19 protein-coding genes are annotated in these 17,837 nt (G+C 67.5%); 13 read left to right on the top strand and 6 right to left on the bottom strand.

Annotated elements, in window-relative coordinates; genetic code table 11:
- Positions 1–147: 147 nt before the first annotated feature.
- Positions 148–507 (bottom strand): hypothetical protein, encoded by a 360-nt coding sequence (locus NI1_RS07120; protein ID WP_245663121.1) that lies wholly within the window; start codon positions 505–507, stop codon positions 148–150.
- 427 nt (positions 508–934) lie between these two features.
- Between NI1_RS07120 and hemL the strand changes: the two genes are divergently transcribed.
- The 6 genes from hemL to ccsB all read left to right on the top strand — a co-directional run bounded on the left by hemL (position 935) and on the right by ccsB (position 7,460).
- On the top strand, positions 935–2,272 hold the full coding sequence (gene hemL, locus NI1_RS07125; RefSeq protein ID WP_067815855.1) for a glutamate-1-semialdehyde 2,1-aminomutase: 1,338 nt from the start codon (positions 935–937) through the stop codon (positions 2,270–2,272).
- A 545-nt stretch (positions 2,273–2,817) separates the two neighbouring features.
- On the top strand, positions 2,818–3,423 hold the full coding sequence (locus NI1_RS07130) for a histidine phosphatase family protein (protein WP_067817850.1): 606 nt from the start codon (positions 2,818–2,820) through the stop codon (positions 3,421–3,423).
- Entirely contained in the window at positions 3,420–4,019 is a 600-nt protein-coding gene (locus NI1_RS07135; protein WP_067815859.1) for a TlpA disulfide reductase family protein, read from the top strand. The genes NI1_RS07130 and NI1_RS07135 overlap by 4 nt, the downstream gene beginning before the upstream one ends.
- Before the next feature lie 5 nt (positions 4,020–4,024).
- Positions 4,025–4,840 (top strand): cytochrome c biogenesis CcdA family protein, encoded by an 816-nt coding sequence (locus tag NI1_RS07140; protein WP_084522943.1) that lies wholly within the window; start codon positions 4,025–4,027, stop codon positions 4,838–4,840.
- Positions 4,840–6,474 carry a cytochrome c biogenesis protein ResB gene (gene resB / locus NI1_RS07145; protein ID WP_067815865.1) on the top strand — a complete coding sequence of 545 codons (1,635 nt, stop codon included), beginning with the start codon at positions 4,840–4,842 and terminating at the stop codon, positions 6,472–6,474. The genes NI1_RS07140 and resB overlap by 1 nt, the downstream gene beginning before the upstream one ends.
- A complete protein-coding gene (gene ccsB / locus NI1_RS07150) occupies positions 6,474–7,460 on the top strand; it encodes a c-type cytochrome biogenesis protein CcsB (protein ID WP_067815868.1) in 987 nt (328 codons plus the stop codon). Before resB ends, ccsB begins: the two co-directional genes overlap by 1 nt.
- A gap of 14 nt (positions 7,461–7,474) precedes the next feature.
- On the opposite strand, the gene NI1_RS07155 is transcribed toward ccsB, so the two are convergent.
- Both NI1_RS07155 and NI1_RS07165 read right to left on the bottom strand, forming a co-directional pair.
- A complete protein-coding gene (locus NI1_RS07155; protein WP_067815872.1) occupies positions 7,475–7,798 on the bottom strand; it encodes a hypothetical protein in 324 nt (107 codons plus the stop codon).
- A gap of 458 nt (positions 7,799–8,256) precedes the next feature.
- Positions 8,257–8,490, bottom strand: a complete 234-nt coding sequence (locus NI1_RS07165; RefSeq protein ID WP_067716605.1) for a BldC family transcriptional regulator — start codon at positions 8,488–8,490, stop codon at positions 8,257–8,259.
- A 226-nt stretch (positions 8,491–8,716) separates the two neighbouring features.
- Between NI1_RS07165 and NI1_RS07170 the strand changes: the two genes are divergently transcribed.
- Both NI1_RS07170 and cds1 read left to right on the top strand, forming a co-directional pair.
- Positions 8,717–9,025 (top strand): DUF4229 domain-containing protein, encoded by a 309-nt coding sequence (locus tag NI1_RS07170; RefSeq protein ID WP_369690126.1) that lies wholly within the window; start codon positions 8,717–8,719, stop codon positions 9,023–9,025.
- Positions 9,022–10,107, top strand: coding sequence for an L-cysteine desulfhydrase Cds1 (cds1, locus tag NI1_RS07175; RefSeq protein ID WP_067815879.1), 1,086 nt, complete (start codon positions 9,022–9,024; stop codon positions 10,105–10,107). The genes NI1_RS07170 and cds1 overlap by 4 nt, the downstream gene beginning before the upstream one ends.
- A gap of 37 nt (positions 10,108–10,144) precedes the next feature.
- On the opposite strand, the gene NI1_RS07180 is transcribed toward cds1, so the two are convergent.
- Complete coding sequence (locus NI1_RS07180; protein ID WP_067815882.1) at positions 10,145–11,029, bottom strand: MmyB family transcriptional regulator; 885 nt, start codon at positions 11,027–11,029, stop codon at positions 10,145–10,147.
- Between the two features lie 140 nt (positions 11,030–11,169).
- On the opposite strand from NI1_RS07180, the gene NI1_RS07185 reads away from it, so the two are divergent.
- The 4 genes from NI1_RS07185 to NI1_RS07200 all read left to right on the top strand — a co-directional run bounded on the left by NI1_RS07185 (position 11,170) and on the right by NI1_RS07200 (position 12,846).
- Positions 11,170–11,457 carry a hypothetical protein gene (locus NI1_RS07185; RefSeq protein WP_157534996.1) on the top strand — a complete coding sequence of 96 codons (288 nt, stop codon included), beginning with the start codon at positions 11,170–11,172 and terminating at the stop codon, positions 11,455–11,457.
- Positions 11,458–11,570: 113 nt separating this feature from the next.
- Positions 11,571–11,792, top strand: a complete 222-nt coding sequence (locus NI1_RS07190) for a helix-turn-helix domain-containing protein (RefSeq protein WP_067817856.1) — start codon at positions 11,571–11,573, stop codon at positions 11,790–11,792.
- The gene (locus NI1_RS07195) at positions 11,792–12,379 is read left to right on the top strand and encodes a Clp protease N-terminal domain-containing protein (protein ID WP_067815888.1); all 588 of its coding nucleotides are present in this window, start codon (positions 11,792–11,794) and stop codon (positions 12,377–12,379) included. Before NI1_RS07190 ends, NI1_RS07195 begins: the two co-directional genes overlap by 1 nt.
- An 80-nt stretch (positions 12,380–12,459) precedes the next feature.
- Entirely contained in the window at positions 12,460–12,846 is a 387-nt protein-coding gene (locus NI1_RS07200; RefSeq protein ID WP_067815891.1) for a phage holin family protein, read from the top strand.
- On the opposite strand, the gene NI1_RS07205 is transcribed toward NI1_RS07200, so the two are convergent.
- Complete coding sequence (locus tag NI1_RS07205; RefSeq protein WP_067815893.1) at positions 12,843–13,712, bottom strand: 1,4-dihydroxy-2-naphthoate polyprenyltransferase; 870 nt, start codon at positions 13,710–13,712, stop codon at positions 12,843–12,845. The genes NI1_RS07200 and NI1_RS07205 overlap by 4 nt on opposite strands.
- A 60-nt stretch (positions 13,713–13,772) precedes the next feature.
- Positions 13,773–14,228: an SRPBCC family protein gene (locus tag NI1_RS07210; RefSeq protein ID WP_067815896.1), complete on the bottom strand. Its 456-nt coding sequence runs from the start codon at positions 14,226–14,228 to the stop codon at positions 13,773–13,775.
- Positions 14,229–14,307: 79 nt separating this feature from the next.
- Between NI1_RS07210 and NI1_RS07215 the strand changes: the two genes are divergently transcribed.
- Positions 14,308–17,829 (top strand): AfsR/SARP family transcriptional regulator, encoded by a 3,522-nt coding sequence (locus tag NI1_RS07215; protein WP_084522761.1) that lies wholly within the window; start codon positions 14,308–14,310, stop codon positions 17,827–17,829.
- The last annotated feature ends 8 nt before the right edge of the window (positions 17,830–17,837 follow it).

Raw genomic sequence — 17,837 nt, forward strand, 5'->3', positions numbered from 1 at the left:
GATCGGACGCAGAATAGATCACATGAGGAGCCCGTATCTCGTCCCGATTTCCTGGCTCGACTACCTGCCGCCGCAGCTCAATTGCCTGTTCTCGACCGGCTGGGCGGCATTCTGCCTAGGGGTGCCGCTGTCGTGAGTTCCTGAGCCTCAGTTCCAGCTCTGGTAAACATCCAGCACTCGGCCACCCCGGGTGCCCGGAGCATTGAGGAACATGACCACGGTGCCGTCCGGATGCTGGGCGGCCTCCATGACGACCTGCCGCAGCGAGGCGTGCACGCCGCCGTTGTCGTCCTTGTAGATCTGCGTCTCCTGGTGCAGGCCCGCGCCCATCCGGCTCAAGGGCACGATCATGCTGACCACCGCGGGTGCCGGGCCACCGGCGAAGGCGGCCGTCTCGTCGTGTGACAGCTGCACGCCGATCCGGCCCTGATCGATCTGCACGATCGGCGCTCCCGCTCGCGCCGCACCGGCTCCGATCACGCCCGCGACCGCAACGGCCGCAACCATTCCCACTCCGAAACGCACGACCCGCATACCGTCGCTCCCACTCTCGCCGCCGTCCCCTTCCTGGGCTCGAGATTACGCACCAGCAACCCCTCAGCGATCTATCCCGCGCCATCGTGAATTCCGGCGTGTTGCGTTCTCTCCCACCCTCTCGTCATTCCGGCGCGCCCTCCCTCGTCATTCCGGCGCGGTTTTGGCCGGAATCTCACTTCGGCGGTGAGATCCCGGCCAAAAACATGCCGGGATGACGAGGACGACTCATACCGGGATGACGGGTGGACTGCCGCGCGGGTTGCTCGGAGGCGGGTTCGGATTCGGATGAGATGCGCGGAGCCGCGCGGGGTGCGAGGATGGCGGGTTGCTGTGGGGCAGGACACTCGACTACACCCTGTCGTCGACGGGGGACGGGGCGGCTGAGAGACTGGGTGCCGTGAGTTCTTCTCCGCGTGTGAGCCAGGCATCGGTGCCGGTCTCGGCCCAACTCTTCGAACGCGCCGCGGCGGTGATCCCGGGCGGTGTGAATTCGCCCGTGCGGGCGTTCAATTCCGTGGGCGGGACACCGCGATTCATCGCGTCGGCCCGGGGGTGCACGCTCACCGACGCGGACGGGAACGACTATGTCGATCTCGTGTGTTCGTGGGGACCGATGATTCTCGGTCACGCGCACCCGGCCGTGGTGGAGGCCGTGCGCTCGGCCGCCACCCATGGGCTGTCGTTCGGCGCGCCGACCGAGGCGGAGATCGAACTGGCCGAGGCCATCGCGGCGCGGGTGGATCCGGTGGAGCGGGTGCGGCTGGTGAACTCCGGCACCGAGGCGACCATGAGCGCGGTCCGGCTGGCGCGCGGGTTCACCGGGCGTTCCAAGATCATCAAGTTCAGCGGCTGTTACCACGGGCACGTGGATGCCTTGCTCGCCGACGCCGGATCGGGCGTGGCGACGCTGGGGCTGCCGACCTCGCCGGGCGTGACCGGTGCGCAGGCCGCGGACACCATCGTGCTGCCGTACAACAACCTCGAGGCCGTGGCCGCCGCTTTCGCCGCCAATCCCGGTGAGATCGCGTGCGTCATCACCGAAGCCGCCGCCGGCAATATGGGCGCGGTCGCGCCGGTGCCCGGATTCAATGCCGGACTGCGCGACCTCGCGCACGCGAACGGCGCGCTGCTGATCATGGACGAGGTGATGACCGGCTTCCGCGTCAGCGCCGCGGGTTGGTACGGCGTCGAGGGTGTCGCCGGTGACCTCTACACCTTCGGCAAGGTGATGTCCGGTGGTCTGCCCGCCGCGGCGTTCGGCGGTCGCGCCGACATCATGAACAATCTCGCCCCGCTCGGCCCGGTCTATCAGGCCGGCACCCTCTCCGGAAATCCGGTCGCCGTCGCGGCCGGTCTCGCTACCCTGCGCACCGCCGACGCCGAGGTGTACGCCGCCTTGAATCGCAATTCGGAGCGCCTGGGCAAGCTGCTCGGTTCGGCCCTGGACGCCGAAGGCGTTCCGCACCATGTGCAATTCGCGGGCAATATGGTGAGCGTGTTCTTCGCCGAGAACCCGGTCACCGACTACAGCGCCGCCAAGGCCAGTCAGACCTGGCGTTTCCCCGCTTTCTTCCACGCCCTGCTCGACGGTGGCGTGTACGCGCCCCCGAGCGCGTTCGAAGCCTGGTTCGTCTCCGCCGCTCTCGACGAGAACGCTTTCGATCGCATCGCCGCCGCCCTCCCCGCCGCCGCGCGCGCCGCGGCGGCCGCCACCCCCGAAGGATCCGCCGCGTGAGCTCCACCCAGCAGCCAGACACCGGACTCCCCGCCCCCAGCCCCCACGAGGTTCCGCTTTCCCCCAACGAGGCCGCCCGCCTCCTCGACTCCATCCGCCAGGCCGAAGCCGACCTCGCCGAAACCGGCGAGCAGATCGCCGTCGCCCCGACCGAAACCCCCACCACCGCAACGGATTCCGCCGCCACGAATGCCGAAGCCGACTCGGCCGTGACAGTGAGCGATTCGACCGCAGCCGCCGAAGCGACGAACCACGCGGACGATTCAATGGCCTCCTCGGCCGAAGCGGCAACCGCTGACGGCGCGAGCCACACTGCTGAATCCGGCACAGCCGCGGCCGCCGCCGAGGCCGCTGGCGTGGATGTGGCTGTCGCCGAGGATGCCGGTGAGGGTGTGGCTGTCGCCGAGGACGCTGCCACGGAGAGCGACGCCGCTGTTGCCGACGACGCTGTTGCCGGCGCGGGTGCAGGTGAATCCGCCTTGACCGCAAGTGGTTTCGTCTTGCCCGGTGAGGTCGCGGATGATGTCGAGACCATCGTGCATGTGATGCGGCACGGTGAGGTGCACAATCCGAAGGGGATTCTGTACGGGCGGTTGCCCGGGTTCCAGTTGTCGGTGACGGGGCGGGCGCAGGCGCAGGCTGTGGCGCGGTCGCTGGCCGATCACGACATCGCGCTGGTGGTGGCTTCGCCGTTGCAGCGGGCGCAGGAGACCGCGGAACCGGTTGCGGCGCAGCACGGGGCGATCATCCGGACGGATGAGAACCTGATCGAGGCCGGGAACATTTTCGAGGGGTTGCGGGTGGCCGTGGGGGACGGCGCGCTGCGGCAGCCCCGGCATTGGTGGAAGTTGCGGGATCCGTTCACGCCCTCGTGGGGTGAGCCGTATTTGCAGATCGCGCATCGCATGCTGGCCGCGGTGAACAAGGCGCGCGTCGAGGCGGCGGGGCGCGAGGCCGTGCTGGTCTCGCATCAGCTGCCGGTGTGGACGCTGCGCCGGTTCTTGCAGGGGCAGCGGTTGTGGCACGATCCGCGCAATCGGCAGTGCTCGCTGGCTTCGCTGACTTCGCTGGTCTACCAGGGCGATACGTTGATCGACATCGTGTACTCGGAGCCCGCCGGGGCCTCCGATCCCAAGGTGTCGGGAGCATGAGACGCGCCATCGCGTCCCTGCTGGCGAGCGTCGCTGTCATCGCGGCGTTCGCGGGCTGCTCGACCGCCGGTAAGGACGCGGTGGCGCAGGGCGGCACCTTCGATTTCGTGTCGCCGGGCGGTAAGACCGACATCTTCTACGATCCGCCGGAGTCGCGCGGCACCATCGGCAAGCTCGCCGGCCCGGATCTGATGACCGCGGGCAAGACCACCTCGGTGGACGACTTCCCCGGCAAGGTCGTCGTCATCAACCTGTGGGGCCAATGGTGCGGCCCCTGCCGCGCGGAAGCGCCCGCGCTGGAACAGGTCTACGAGGCGTACAAGGACAAGGGCGTCGCCTTCCTGGGCATCAATGTGCGCGACAACCAGCAGGACAAGGCGCAGGACTTCGTGACCGACAACAAGGTCGGCTACCCGTCCGTCTACGACCCGTCCATGCGCAGCCTGCTCGCGCTCGGCGGCAAATTCCCCACCAGCGTCATCCCCACCACCATCGTGCTGGACAAACAGCATCGCGTCGCCGCGGTGTACCTGCGCTCACTGCTCGCCGAGGACTTGCGCCCGACCCTGGACAAACTGACCCGGGAGCCGGCGTGAACGAGGTGACAGTGCTTGCGAGCGTGGGGGAGTCGTTCCAGCAGACCGCCGCTACCGGCCCGCTGCTGCTCGCGCTCGGTGCCTGCCTGCTGGCGGGCCTGGTCTCCTTCGCCTCCCCGTGCGTGGTGCCGCTGGTCCCCGGTTACCTGTCGTATCTGGCCGGTGTGGTCGGCGCGGAGGCCCCGCCCGCCTCGGTCGAATCCGCCCGGCGCACCAAGGTTCTGGAGCGTCAGGGCCGGATGCGGGTGGCGGGTGCGGCGGGCCTGTTCGTGGCCGGTTTCACCGTCGTCTTCGTGCTCGCGTCCGCGACCGTCTTCGGCGCGATCCAGGCGCTGAACGTCAATCGTGAACTGCTGCAACGCGTCGGCGGCGTGGTGACCATCGTGATGGGCCTGGCCTTCATCGGCCTCATCCCCGCTCTGCAACGCGACACCCGCATGGAGCCGCGACGCCTCTCCGGCCTGGTCGGCGCACCTCTGCTCGGCGCGGTCTTCGCGCTCGGCTGGACCCCCTGCCTGGGCCCCACCCTCTCCGGCGTGATGGCCGTCTCCGCGGGCACCGAGGGCACCACCGCCGCCCGCGGCGTCGCCCTCATCGTGGCCTACTGCCTGGGCCTGGGCCTGCCCTTCGTGATCCTGGCGTTCGGTTCGGCCACCGCACTGCGCGGGGTCGGCTGGCTGCGCCGCAATTCCCGCACCATTCAGGTGATCGGCGGCATCCTGCTGGTGGCCGTCGGTTTCGCCCTGGTGACCGGGGCCTGGGACCAGTTCGTGTCCTGGGTCCGGGACGCCTTCGTCTCGAATGTGACCCTGCCGATCTGATGACCGTGACCACCGAAACCCCCGCCGCCCCGAAACCCGTTCGCCCGCCGCGCCAATCGCCGCCGCGGCGCGCACTGGCCCTGCTGCGCAATGCCTGGCGTGGCTTGACCAGCATGCGCACCGCGCTCATGCTGCTGTTCCTGCTGGCGCTGGCCGCCATCCCCGGCGCACTGCTGCCGCAGCGGAGCCTGAACGCGCAGAAGGTGGATCAGTACATCGCGGACCGCCCGAAGCTGGGCCCGTGGATGGATCGCCTCGAACTGTTCGACGTGTTCTCCAGCTTCTGGTTCACCGCCGTCTATGTGCTGCTGTTCGTTTCGCTGGTCGGCTGCATCCTGCCGCGCGTGCTCGATCACTATCGGGCGCTGCGCACCCCGCCGGTCAAGGCTCCCCGCAATCTTTCCCGCCTGCCGCACCACTTCGAGGGCAGCGACACCGCCACCCCGGACGAGGTGATCGAACGGGTCCGCACGGGTCTGCGTGGCTGGCGCACCGTGGTGCAGCCGGGCAATCGTGAAGGGGAGGTGACCCTTTCGGCGGAGAAGGGTTACAGCCGCGAACTCGGCAACCTGGTCTTCCACCTGGCCCTGGTCGGTCTGCTGGCGGCCATCGCCATCGGCAAGCTGTTCGGCTACGAGGGCAACGTGGTGGTGATCGCCAATGACGGCCCGGGTTTCTGCACCACCTCCCCGGCGGTCTTCGATTCCTTCCGCGCCGGCAATGTCAACGACGGCACCGGCCTGACCCCGATGTGCGTGCGGGTCAAGAACTTCAAGGCCGACTACCTGCCGAACGGCCAGGCCGAGATGTTCACCTCCGACCTCCAGTATCAGGCCGGCGACGACCTGAACACCGGCACCTGGCGCGACACCACCGTGCAGGTGAACCATCCGCTGCGGCTGGCGGGCGATCGAATCTATTTGCAGGGCCACGGTTTCGCGCCCACCTTCACGGTCACCTTCCCCAACGGCCAGACCCGTACCGAGACCATCCAGTGGCGGCCGGACGACGCGACCACCTTCCTGTCCTCGGGCGTGCTGCGCATCGATCCGCCGGGCGGCATGTACCCGACCGAGGCGGAACGCCGTAAGCACCAGGTAGCGATCCAGGGTCTGTTCGCCCCGACCGCCCTGCTGCACGGTTCGCTGCTCACCTCGGCGTATCCGGCCATGAAGGATCCGATGGTCGCCGTCGACATCTATCGCGGTGAGACGGGCCTGGACACCGGCCGCGCCCAGTCGCTGTTCTCCCTCGATCCCGAGATGATCAAGCAGGGCCGCCTGACCAAGGAACAGCGCGTCAACCTGAAGCCCGGCGAGGGCGCGACCCTCGCCGACGGCACCAAGGTCACTTTCGATGGCGCCCAGGAGTTCGTGAACCTCCAGGTCTCGCACGATCCGGCGCAGCAGTGGGTGCTGGTCAGCGCCCTGACCATGATGGCCGGCCTGCTGGGTTCGCTGCTGATCAAGCGCCGCCGCATCTGGCTGCGCGTCTACCCCGCCGCCGAGCCTTCCGAAAAACGACGTACCGTAGTAGAAATGGGCGGACTGGCCCGCACCGACCAAGCCGGTTGGGGCGGCGAATTCGATCGCCTGCGTGAGCGGCTGCTGACCGACAACCCGGGAGAGAAGTAATGCCGATCGACGAGACTCTCGCGTCCTACAGCGATCTCGCCTTCAAGTCGGCCATCGTGATCTACGCGCTGGTCTGCCTGATGCTCATCTGGCAGTTCGCGATCACCCGCACGGTCCCCGAAACCGCCCGCAAGCTGGTCACGGTCGGCGGCGGCAGCGACGAAACCCCGCCGCCCGCCGGCGTACCCGGCAAGGTGGTCCGCACCGAACGCCCGCAGCGCCCGTTCCCGGAACGCCTGGGCAATATGGCCTTCGCGGTGCTGTTCGTCGCCTTCGGCCTGCACGCGGCCTCGATCGTGTTGCGCGGCTTCGCGACTCACCGTTTCCCGCTCGGCAATATGTACGAGTTCGTCAGCATGGCCTGTGCGGCCGCCGTCGGTCTCGGTCTGGTGTTGCTGCGCGATCAGCGTTATCGCGGCATGTGGGCGTTCCTGCTGCTGCCCGTGCTCATCCTGATGTTCCTGGCGGGCACCGTCCTGCACGCCGATGCCGCCCCGGTGGTTCCGGCGCTGAAGTCGTACTGGCTGCCGGTGCACGTCACCGTGGTCTCCATCGGCAGCGGCGTGTTCCTGGTCTCGGGTGTGGCCAGCCTGTTGTTCCTGTTCCGGCTGCGGCAGCCCGCGGGCGAGGAATCAACCGGCGTGCTCGGCAATCTCGCCCGCCGGCTCCCGGACGCCCAGACCCTGGACCGGTTGGCCTACCGCACCACCATCATCGGTTTCCCGATCTTCGGTGCGGGTGTGATCCTGGGTGCGATCTGGGCCGAAGCCGCCTGGGGCCGCTTCTGGGGCTGGGACCCGAAGGAGACGGTCTCCTTCATCGCCTGGGTCCTCTACGCCGCCTACCTGCACGCCCGCGCGACGTCCGGCTGGCGAGACACCAAGGCCGCGTGGATCAATGTGGCAGGTTTCGTAGCCATGCTGTTCAACCTGTTCATCATCAATATCGTGGTGAGCGGTCTGCACAGCTATGCGGGCTTGAACTAGCCCCGGCTACCGGATCACGGATGCTCGGAGGGGCGCCAGCAGGCCAGCGGCGGTCCGGGCGGGTAGAGCAGTGACCAGCCGACGGCCGCGCCGATCGCCGCGCCGAGGGCCGCACCGGGTACGGCGCTGAGGCTGCCGCCGATGACGCCGCCCACCAGCGCGCCGATGATGGCGTTGCACTGGTGCATGACCGGATCGTCGACAGCGGGGTCGTAGACGGGTTCGGCGGCCGGGGGCGCCGGATCCACCGCGACGGGTTCCGCGCCGACCGCTCCGGCGGTGAGAACCGTGGCCGAGATGGCGAGCACGGCGGCTGCTGTGAATCGCTTGATCTTCATCGCTCCTTCTTCCGTGCTGGTTGGAAAACCTGGGAAAAACGAGGAATCAAGATCGAGTATGCCCCCGGGAGAGTTAGCAGAACTCAGGATTGGCGGAAAATGAAACGTCCCCCGGTCAATCCGATGCAGGTCGGATCGGCTGGGGGACGGTCGAAGGTATTGCCAATAGCGGAGCTCGGTCGCGAGCTCTAGCGGTTCATCAGGTCGATTCGCCGTCGCGATGCTCTCGTGAGAGCCGGCGTAGAAATTCCGGATCGTCTTCGGGTCCGATTATTCGGGTACGCCGGGTGGGTGCTGGACCGGTGCCGGCGGATCGCTGGGGCCCGAAAGCTTTCCAGCACAACATCGCGACGGCCACCACCGCGATGAGTGCCAACAGGTACGCCACGTCGCTCACCTCCTGCGAACGAGGGTAGTCGGGTTACGTACCCCTGACACTGTGGAACTGGAAATAGGGGTTACACGCGGGTCGCCTCGGTGGTGAGGGACTTGAGCAATTGCATGACTTCGGATTCGCGGAAGCGGCGGTGACCGCCTGGGGTACGCAAGGAGCCGAGCCGTCCCGCATGTGCCCAGCGGGTAACGGTCTTCGGATCCACATGGAACAGGGCTGCCACTTGGCCCGGGGTGAGCAGGGTGTCCTGGCCGGTGACGGAACCCAATACGCGGGGTACCGCGGTGAACGCAGTCATTCGCAAACCTTTCCGTATCGACAGATCCCTCATCAGTAGCGACATCGTTGCACTGCGACCCCCGAGTGTTCGAACAGTCTCGATTTGGTAAAGGGGAAGTAATAGACAAAACGGATATCCGTTATGTGTTTACGGTCACGGTTTTCCGGGTTGCAGCGAACTTTCAGCGACCTCCAGCAGGAGGGTGCGAGGAATGTGCGGATCGGTGTCACCTAGGCTGAGGGCCGTGTCTGACGCATCCCCGACCCCGAGCGCGGGCCGTCGCCTGGCTCGCAATCTGGCCCTCTACACGGTGGCCCGGCTGGGCCTGGTGGTAGTCATCGCCGCGATCATCCTGGGCGTGGCCGCGCTGGTGCAGGTGTCCATCCCGCTCATCGTCGCGCTGCTGTTCGCGCTGCTCATCGCCATGCCGCTGTCGCTGGTGCTGTTCAAAAAGCTGCGCGCGCAGGTGAACAAGGACATCGCCGCGGTGGACGAGAAGCGCCGCAGGGACCGCGAGCAGCTGATGAAGCGCTTGCAGGGCGGCGACGCGTGAAGCGCTGCGAGCGCTCCACGCCCCGGGCCTGGGCCGACAACGCGGTTCGCCTGATCGATGCCGACACCCAGCGCAGCGCCGACACCCATCTGCTGCGCTATCCGCTGCCGCCGGAGTGGGGCGTTCAGCTGTATCTGAAGGACGAATCCACCCACATCACAGGCAGTCTCAAGCACCGGCTGGCGAGATCGCTTTTCCTGTACGCCATCTGCAACGGCTGGGTGGTCGAAGGCACCACGGTGGTGGAGGCTTCCTCCGGTTCGACCGCGATCTCCGAGGCGTATTTCGCGAAACTGCTGGGCCTGGAGTTCGTGGCGGTGGTGCCGGCCAAGACCTCACCGGAGAAGCTGGCGCTGATCGAGGCGCAGGGCGGGCGTTGCCATCTGGTGCAGAAGGCGCCCGATATCTACGCGGAGGCAGCGCGTTTGGCGGCCGAGTGCGGCGGCCACTACATGGACCAGTTCACCTATGCCGAGCGGGCCACCGACTGGCGCGGGAACAACAACATCGCCGAATCCATCTTCCATCAAATGGAGTTGGAGACCCATCCGGTGCCGGAGTGGGTGGTGGTGGGTGCGGGTACCGGCGGCACCAGCGCGACCATCGGCCGCTACCTGCGCTATCGGCGGCATGCCACCAGGCTCGCGGTGGTGGATCCGGAGAATTCGGCCTTCTACGGCGGCTACGAGCTCGGCGACTACGACTATCAGACCGGAATGCCTTCGCGGATCGAGGGAATCGGGCGGCCGCGGGTGGAGCCGTCCTTCGTCGGTCAGGTCGTGGACTGCATGATCGAGGTGCCGGACGCGGCGTCGATCGCGGCGACGCGGGTGGCCAGTGCGGCGCTCGGGCGGCGGGTGGGCGGTTCGACCGGAACCAACCTGTGGGGGGCATTTGCCCTGATAGCCGACATGATTTCGGAAGGTCGCAGGGGTTCTGTGGTTACCCTGCTGTGTGACGGCGGGGACCGTTATGCCGGAACCTATTTCAATGACGACTGGGTTGCCGGTCAGGGGCTGAGCCTCGCGGAGCCCACCGCGGTCATCTCGGAATTCATCGCTACCGGTCATTGGTCCGGATAGTTTTCGCACGGCACGGCGATCGGGTGAGAACCGTTGATCACCCATCTTCCAGATTGCTGACTATTTGCTGAAGTGGTTGTGTAGGTAGGGGTTCGCGCCCTTCGGGGGTGGGTCGCGGGCGCATTACGAGGGTGTCGGGGCCCTCGGATCTGTTAACAGCCCTTGACGTGTGGGGCCGTTCGCGGAGGACTGGACGCGTGACCGCCATGGGTTGGTCCACGCTCGTGCCGAGCACGAGCATCCAGGATTGCAAGGCGGATTGGGTGCGCCAGATGTTCATCCGGAGTTCGGTGATGGCGAGCGTCTTCGGATTGCGCACCAGTTTGGTCCGATCCGGCCGCTCGTTGGCGACCGCGTCGCCGCGCCACAGGACGGCGAATTCCGGACTCTCCAGGCAGGTCTCGATAATCTGCCGGGTGCGCTCGCTGGGACCGTTGCGCGCCAGCATGATCCGGAAGGACTTGACCGCCTGCTTCGCCTCGCCCATCCAATCGACCAGTACGGTTTTCGAGATGGGGTTGAGCATGATCCACTCGACGTAGTTCGTGCCCGGAACCAATTGCGGGAACGCCTCTTCGTGGGCGGTATTGGCGGCGATGATGTCCATGGCGCCGGTGACGAAGGCCGCGATCTTGGGATTCAGCAGCTCGAGGTACTCGAGGTCGACGGCGGTGGGCTGGTCGGGTTCGATTCGCGGACTTGGTCCTTCGGCCAGGACGAGGGCGTACTCGAATTCGGCGGGCAGTAGTTCCAGTGCGGTGCTGAGGGATTCGACGACCCGCCGGGAGGGGGTGGCGCCGCCTTCGATCTTGGTCAGATAGGGGACCGAGAGGTTGGCGAGCCAGGCGAGTTGGGGGCGGGTCAGGCTGGCGGTCGTGCGCCGTTGGCGAATGAACTCGCCGAACGTTGGAACTCCATTCATTACTTAGGGTGACCTTACTTGTATAGCCGTCTGGTACACGCGCGGTTGGCCGGTGATACACGCACGGTCGCCGCACATGGGGGTGTGCGGTATCCCGTTCTGCTCCAATAGTTTGAAACAACAACAAATCAGGAGTCGAGTTGGGGCAGCATCCGCGATCGGTCATGGACGTCAATGTCACAGTCGGGCCATGGGTCCTCACCTACGGGAATGACCAGACCATCCGGTCGGAATCGGTGGAGTTCGGGCACGCGTGGGAGCCCGTGGCCTGCGGGCTGTACCGCGATCGTGACGGTGATATCTGGGAGCGCGTACCCAGCGGCTGGCTGCTGCGTCTGCAAGGCGGGGTCGAGGTCGATCCGGAGACCGTATGGGGCTGGGTCGATGGGCATGTGTGCGACTACGCACCGTTCACCACCTGGTACTGAGTGGTCCGTACACCTCATTGCGAGGCCCGAGGGGAGTTCCCTTCGGGCCTTCTTTCCGCGCCCGGTGTCAATTTTCGTTGACAGCTCGGGGATGTCAACGTAAATTGACATACATGAGTGAGGCAACGACTCTGGCGGCCGCCGCCGGTAGCCCCGACCCCCAGGTCGGGCTCCGGGCGGTACTCGCACTGCGCCGGTTGCTCGAGCGGCTCGAGGCCATCCAGGTCACCAATGCCCGCAGGCAGGGCTGGTCCTGGCAGGCCATCGCCGACGCGCTCGAGGTCAGCCGGCAGGCGGTCCACCAGAAGTACAACCGGAAGGGCGGTATCCGCTGATGTTCGAAAGATTCGACAAGGCGGCCAAATACGCGATCGTGGTGGCGCAGGAGGAGGCGCGGGAGTTGCGATCGTCATCCATCCAGGTCGAGCACGTGCTGTTGGGGCTGCTGGTCGCGCCGGACCAGGGGCTGCGGGAAGTGCTCGCCGGACAAGGCATCACGGCCGAGGGCGTGCGAGCCGAACTGTGCCGCAAGCGAACCGGGGAGCCGCTGGGGGAGGAGGACGCGGAAGCGTTGCGCTCCATCGGAATCGACCTGGACGCGGTGCGGGAAAGCCTGGAGGCCATGTTCGGGGAGGACGCGCTGGAGCGCGCGGTGCCCGCCGAAAAGGAACGGCGGGGAATCTTCCGCAGCTCGAAAGGCATGAGCACCGGGCACATTCCGTTCACCCGGGACGCCAAGAAGGTGATCGAACTGTCGCTACGCGAGACCATCGCGCGCGGAGACGACCGCATCGAGGCCGGGCATGTGCTGCTGGGGGTGCTGCGCGCGCCCAATGACACCACCCGGCGGCTGCTGGGCGGGGAGACCGGAATCGCGGCGGTGCGCGAGGCCGTGGGGGGCTACCTCGACCACGCGGCCTGATACGCCCGGGGACGCGATTGTGACCGGTCGGCCGGGCGTGATGCCGGGCCCTGGACACGATCGCGCCCTACCATCGCAGCATGACGCTCCTGCTTCGCCTGATCATCAACGGTGTGGCCATCTGGCTCGCCGCCGCCTGGGTGGGCGATATCGATATCGTGACACCCCCGGACAACGACACCACCACCGCCAGGCTGATCGTGGTCGCCATCGCGGCGGTGGTATTCGCCGTCGTCAACGCGGTGGTCAAGCCCATCATCAAGTTGCTGTCGCTGCCGTTGGTGGTCGTGACGCTGGGCCTGTTCCTGCTGGTGATCAATGCCCTGATGCTGTGGCTGACCTCGAAGATCACCGAGACCACCGATTACCAGTTGCACGTCAACGGGTTCTGGGCCGCCGTGCTGGGCGGCATCATCATCTCGCTGGTGAACTGGATTCTCGGGATCCTGGTGCCGGACAACGATTAGGAAAGGGTCAGGACGGCCGCGGTCGCGAGCGACCAGACCAGCAGGGCCAGGCCGGTTCCCGCCAGGGCGGGGATCAGGCCGGGTCCGTTCTTGCCGGTGCGCACCGGTTCGTTGGCTTTGAACGCCAGGGGGAGGGCGATCAGGCCCGCCAGCGCCCACGGGGTGCGGGCCACGAGCGCCAGGCTCATCACGAACGGGACCGTGATCAGCACCAGATGCAGAGTGCGGGTGCGGGTATCGCCGAGCTTGACGGCGAGGGTGGTCTTGCCGGTCACCGAATCGGTGGGGATATCGCGCAGGTTGTTGGTGACCAGCACCGCGCTGGAGAACGAACCCACCGCCACGGCCCCGGCCAGCCCGGCCCAATCGATCTTCCCGGCCTGGACGAACTCGGTGCCGAGCACCGCGACCAGACCGAAGAACACGAAGACCGCGATCTCACCGAAACCGCTGTAGCCGTACGGGTTCCGGCCGCCGGTGTAGAACCAGGCCCCCGCCAGGCAGGCCGCGCCGACGATCAGCAGCCACCAGGCGCTGGTCGCCACCAGCACCAGGCCCACGATCGCGCCGAGCACCAGGCAGCCGATGGCGGCATTGCGTACGGCGGCCGGAGATGCCAGCTTGGAACCGACCAGCCGCAACGGGCCCACTCGATCGTCGTCGGTGCCGCGAATGCCGTCGGAGTAGTCGTTGGCGTAGTTCACGCCGATGATCAGCGCCACCGAAAGCAGCAGGCACAGCGCCGCTTTCCACCAGTTCGCGCCGTCGATCGAGGCCGCCGCCCCCGTGCCGACCAGGACCGGGGCGACCGCGTTCGGAAGTGTGCGCGGCCGCGCGCCCTCGATCCACTGTGCTGCTGTAGCCATGCACCGCAGCCTAGTGCGCGGGGCGAGCCCGGCGCTGCCCCGCGCGAGGTGACGTCGGGATCAGACTTCGGCCGCGGCCTTCAGCTGCGCCAGGCCCTTCTCGAAGTCGTTGCCCACCATGCGATCCATCGGGATGAAACGGCCGAGCAGCGCCATCGGGCCGCTGTGCCGTCCGGTCATGCGCCAGGTCACGGCGGTGGCATCGCCCCGCGGGGCGAATTCGAAGGTGACGTCGTTGGTCGCTTTCCAGGGCTTCTCGAAACGCAGGCGAATACCGATGGCCTCCGAGGTCGCCGAGGTGATCTCCATGTCACCCTTGCCGGCCTTGCGGTTGCCGTTCCAGGAATACCGGGCGCCGATACCGCGATCGGCTCCGCTGTACACGCGCTCCATATTCGGGTCCATGCCCTCCCACGGCGACCACTTCCGCCACTGGTGGAAGTCGTCGATGAGCGCCTGGACCTGCCCGGGATCGGCCTTGATGACCGTTTCCCGCTGGATGTCGAATTCGGCCATGCGCCGAGCCTAGGCGACCGCACCGGCAGATCGGCCGAATCCGGCGACGGCATCGCCGCTCACCTACGATTGGCAAGGAATGTATTCGCAAACAGGCAGTTCTGGTGCCGGGAACACCCGGCCGGTTACCGCGCACCACGCGGTCCTGGTGGCCCTGCTGGGCGAGGTCGCGCTGCGCCGCGACGGCGTGCTCGTACCCGTACCCGGAACTCGCGCGCGCCTGCTGGTCGCCGCCCTCGCCACCCATCCGGGCCGCAGCCGCAATGCCCAGGCACTGATCGACGACGTCTGGGGTGACGAACCGCCACGCGCACCCATGAACGCCCTGCACACCCAGGTCTCGCGACTACGTTCGGCGCTGCCCGAGGGCGTGCTGGAAATCGGGCCCGCCGGGTATCGGCTGGTTCTCGCACCCGAACAGATCGACCTGACCTTGGCCCAGCGGCTGGAAAAGCAGGCCCGCCAAGCCCATTCGGCGGGCGACGACGCCGGCTGCCTCGAATACGTGACCGCCGCCCGCGAGCTGTGGCGCGGCGAACCCGGCGCCGACCTGCCGCCCGGCCCCGTCGCCGACGAGCTGGCCGGTCTCGCCGCGACGCGCGCACGGGCCCTCGACAGCCTCGAACTGGCGGCGCGCGAAACCCTGGGCGATCTCGTCGGCGCGACCGAGCTGGCCCGCCGGACCGCGGCTGCCGACCCCTTCGACGAACCCGCCCACGCCACCCTCATGCGCCTGCTCGCCACCGCCGGCCGCACCAACGAGGCCCTCGACGTATTCGCTTCGCTGCGTACGCGATTGGTAGACCAGCTCGGCGCGGACCCCGGTCCCGCCCTGGTCGCCATGAATACCGCCATCCTGCGCGGCGAACCGCTACCGGGTGCGCTCCCGCCCGCCGATGGTCAGCAGGGCACGGGTGCGCCTTCCGGGGACGCGGCCGGTGTGGGCGAACCCGCGACGGGTCGGGCCCCGGCGGGGTCGTCCGGGGCCGGTGCGACGGGCAAACTCGGCGCGGCGGTATACGGTAACGGGGCGGCGACCGGCTGGGATTCGGATTATCTTGCCGCGCATGATGATACCGGCGTTCCCATGGTGGCGATCGGGTTGCGGGTCGCGCCGAATCCGCTGCTCGGGCGGGAGGCCGATCTCGCGGCGCTGGAGGGATTGCTGCGCCAGGCGCGGGTGACCACGGTGCTGGGCCCGGGTGGGACCGGGAAGACGCGGGTCGCCAATGAGCTGGGGGTTCGCCTTTCGGTGGAGAAGACGGTGGCGCTGGTCGAATTGGCTTCGCTGCGACCGGATCCCGGCGGGGTGGGCGAGACGCGGATCGAGATCGAGGCCGCCATCGCGGCCACGCTCGGGGTGGGGGAGCTGAATCGGGATTCGAATGTATTGCGGCCCAATCGATCCCGGGATATCCGGGTGCGGTTGCGGGAGGCGCTGGCCTCGCGGCCGATGTTGCTGATTCTGGACAACTGTGAGCATCTGGTCGAAGCGGTGGCCGAGGTGGTGGCGGATCTGGTCGGAGTGACCAGCCAGCTGACGGTGCTGACGACCAGCCGGGCTCCACTGGAGATCTCCGCCGAGACCGTTTACCCGTTGCCGCCGTTGCTGATCGATTCGGCCGGATCGCCGGCCACGGAACTGTTCTCGGCGCGGGCGCGGGCGGTGCGGCCGTCGGTGCGGCTGGATCCGGAGGTGGTGGCGCGACTGTGTCACACCCTGGACGGTTTGCCGCTGGCCATCGAGCTCGCGGCGGCACGGGTGCGGACCATGAGCGTGGAGGAGATCGAATCCCGGCTCGATCGCCGATTCACCTTGCTGCGCAGCGGAGATCGTGGTTCGCCGCAGCGGCATCGCACGCTGCACGCGGTGATCGAGTGGAGCTGGAATCTGCTCGACACCGAACAACGGGTGGCCATGCGCCGCCTGTGCCGGTTCCCGGCCGGATTCACGCTCGCGGCCGCGGAAGCCGTCTGCGCCGGAACCGAAATCCTGGACGCCGCAACGGCTGTCGACGGTCTGGTGAGTCAATCACTGCTCTCCGTGATCGGTGAGGATCAGGACGGGGTGGAGAGCACCCGCTACCGGATGCTGGAAACCGTGCGCGAATTCGGTGAGGAACAGCTCGCCTTCGCCGGGGAAGCGGAACTGGTCATGCGCCGGATGTCCGAGTGGGGCATTGCGTTCGCGCTGGAGGCCGCCCGCCGGTATCCGACCGAGGACCAGATTCTGGCGGTGCTGGCCACCGTCGCCGAGATCGACAACCTGGTCGCCGTGCTGCGCTACGCACTCGACCGCGGCGACACGCGCACGGTGCACACGGTGTATCCCTTGCTGGCCGGCCTGTGGGTGATGCGCGGCGCGCACGTGGAATTGCTGAGCTGGGCGCCTCGAATCATGGCCCTGCCCTTGTACATCGGGGTGGAGTCCAACGAGGAAGCCGATCTGCTCATGTTCGGTCAGTTGGTCCTCGGCCTGCACATGATGTTCATCAGCGGCGGGACCGGTGGTCTGCGCGGCGTGGGCACGGTGCGCGCCCGCATCAAGCAGCTGCTGCATTCCGGCCTGCCCTTCACGCCGGTATTCCGGTACCTCGGTGAGCTGGCCACCATGGATGTGCGCGGTGGCTCCTGGGCGCTGGCCCGCAAGCTCTGCACGGGCGCCCGCGCGACCGACCGGGCCAGCCGGGTCGCGGCGCTGCTGTTGCGTGCCAACCTGCGTGAGAACTCCGGGGACGTATACGGATCCATCCGCGATGCCGAGCTCGCCCTGCACGCCGGTATCAGCGCGGACACCTGGGGCACCGCCATGGTCAGCCAGCATCTCGGCAGCATGTACGGCCAGTCGGCGCGCTATGCCGACTCCGTCGACTACTACCGCCGCGCGGCCGACCTCATGAATCGCCTGCACGCGTACGAAGAGAGCGTCGAACTCCGCAGTTATCTGGCGGTCTCGCTGGCCGGTGTCGGAAAGGTGGAACAGGCGCGCCGGGAACTCGAACCGCTGATGGGCATGGTGGGCGTCGCCCGGTCACTGGAACGGTCCAGCCTCGAACCGAATCATCGCCGGGCGGTCGTCACCTCCGGTCTGGCGGAAGTCGAACTGGCCGAAGGGAATATCGAGACCGGGCTGCTGCGGTACCGGCGGGTGCTGGCACTGCTGGATTGGCCCAGCGGCGGGCTCTCGCCCGGACCCGGCGAACTGATGCTCGCCTCCGCGGTGGTCGATGCCTACGTGGTGCACGGGCACGCCGACGAGGTGCACAAGCTGGTCGTGCAGCTGGCCGATCTGGCGGTGGTGCGGCTGGCCCAGTACTGGGACCTGCCGCAGATCGGCGCGGTCTCGTGCGCGATCGGCACCTATCTGCTGGCCATGGGCGAATTTCGCGAGCAGGGTCTCCAGATGATCGCGCTGGCTCCGAGAGTCGTCGCCCGGCAGGATTACCCGTCGATGCGTCTGCAACGGCACCTGGACCTGCACCGTCCGGTGCTCGGCGACGAACGCATCGCGGCGGCCCTGGAATCGACCGCGCACCTGGGGCGTCGCGCCGCCGCCGAGCGAATCATGGAGCTGGTGAACGAATTCCACGCCCGGCAGTAGACCGGCGT

The sequence above is a fragment of the Nocardia inohanensis NBRC 100128 genome (assembly GCF_001612945.1).
Lineage (GTDB): Bacteria > Actinomycetota > Actinomycetes > Mycobacteriales > Mycobacteriaceae > Nocardia > Nocardia inohanensis.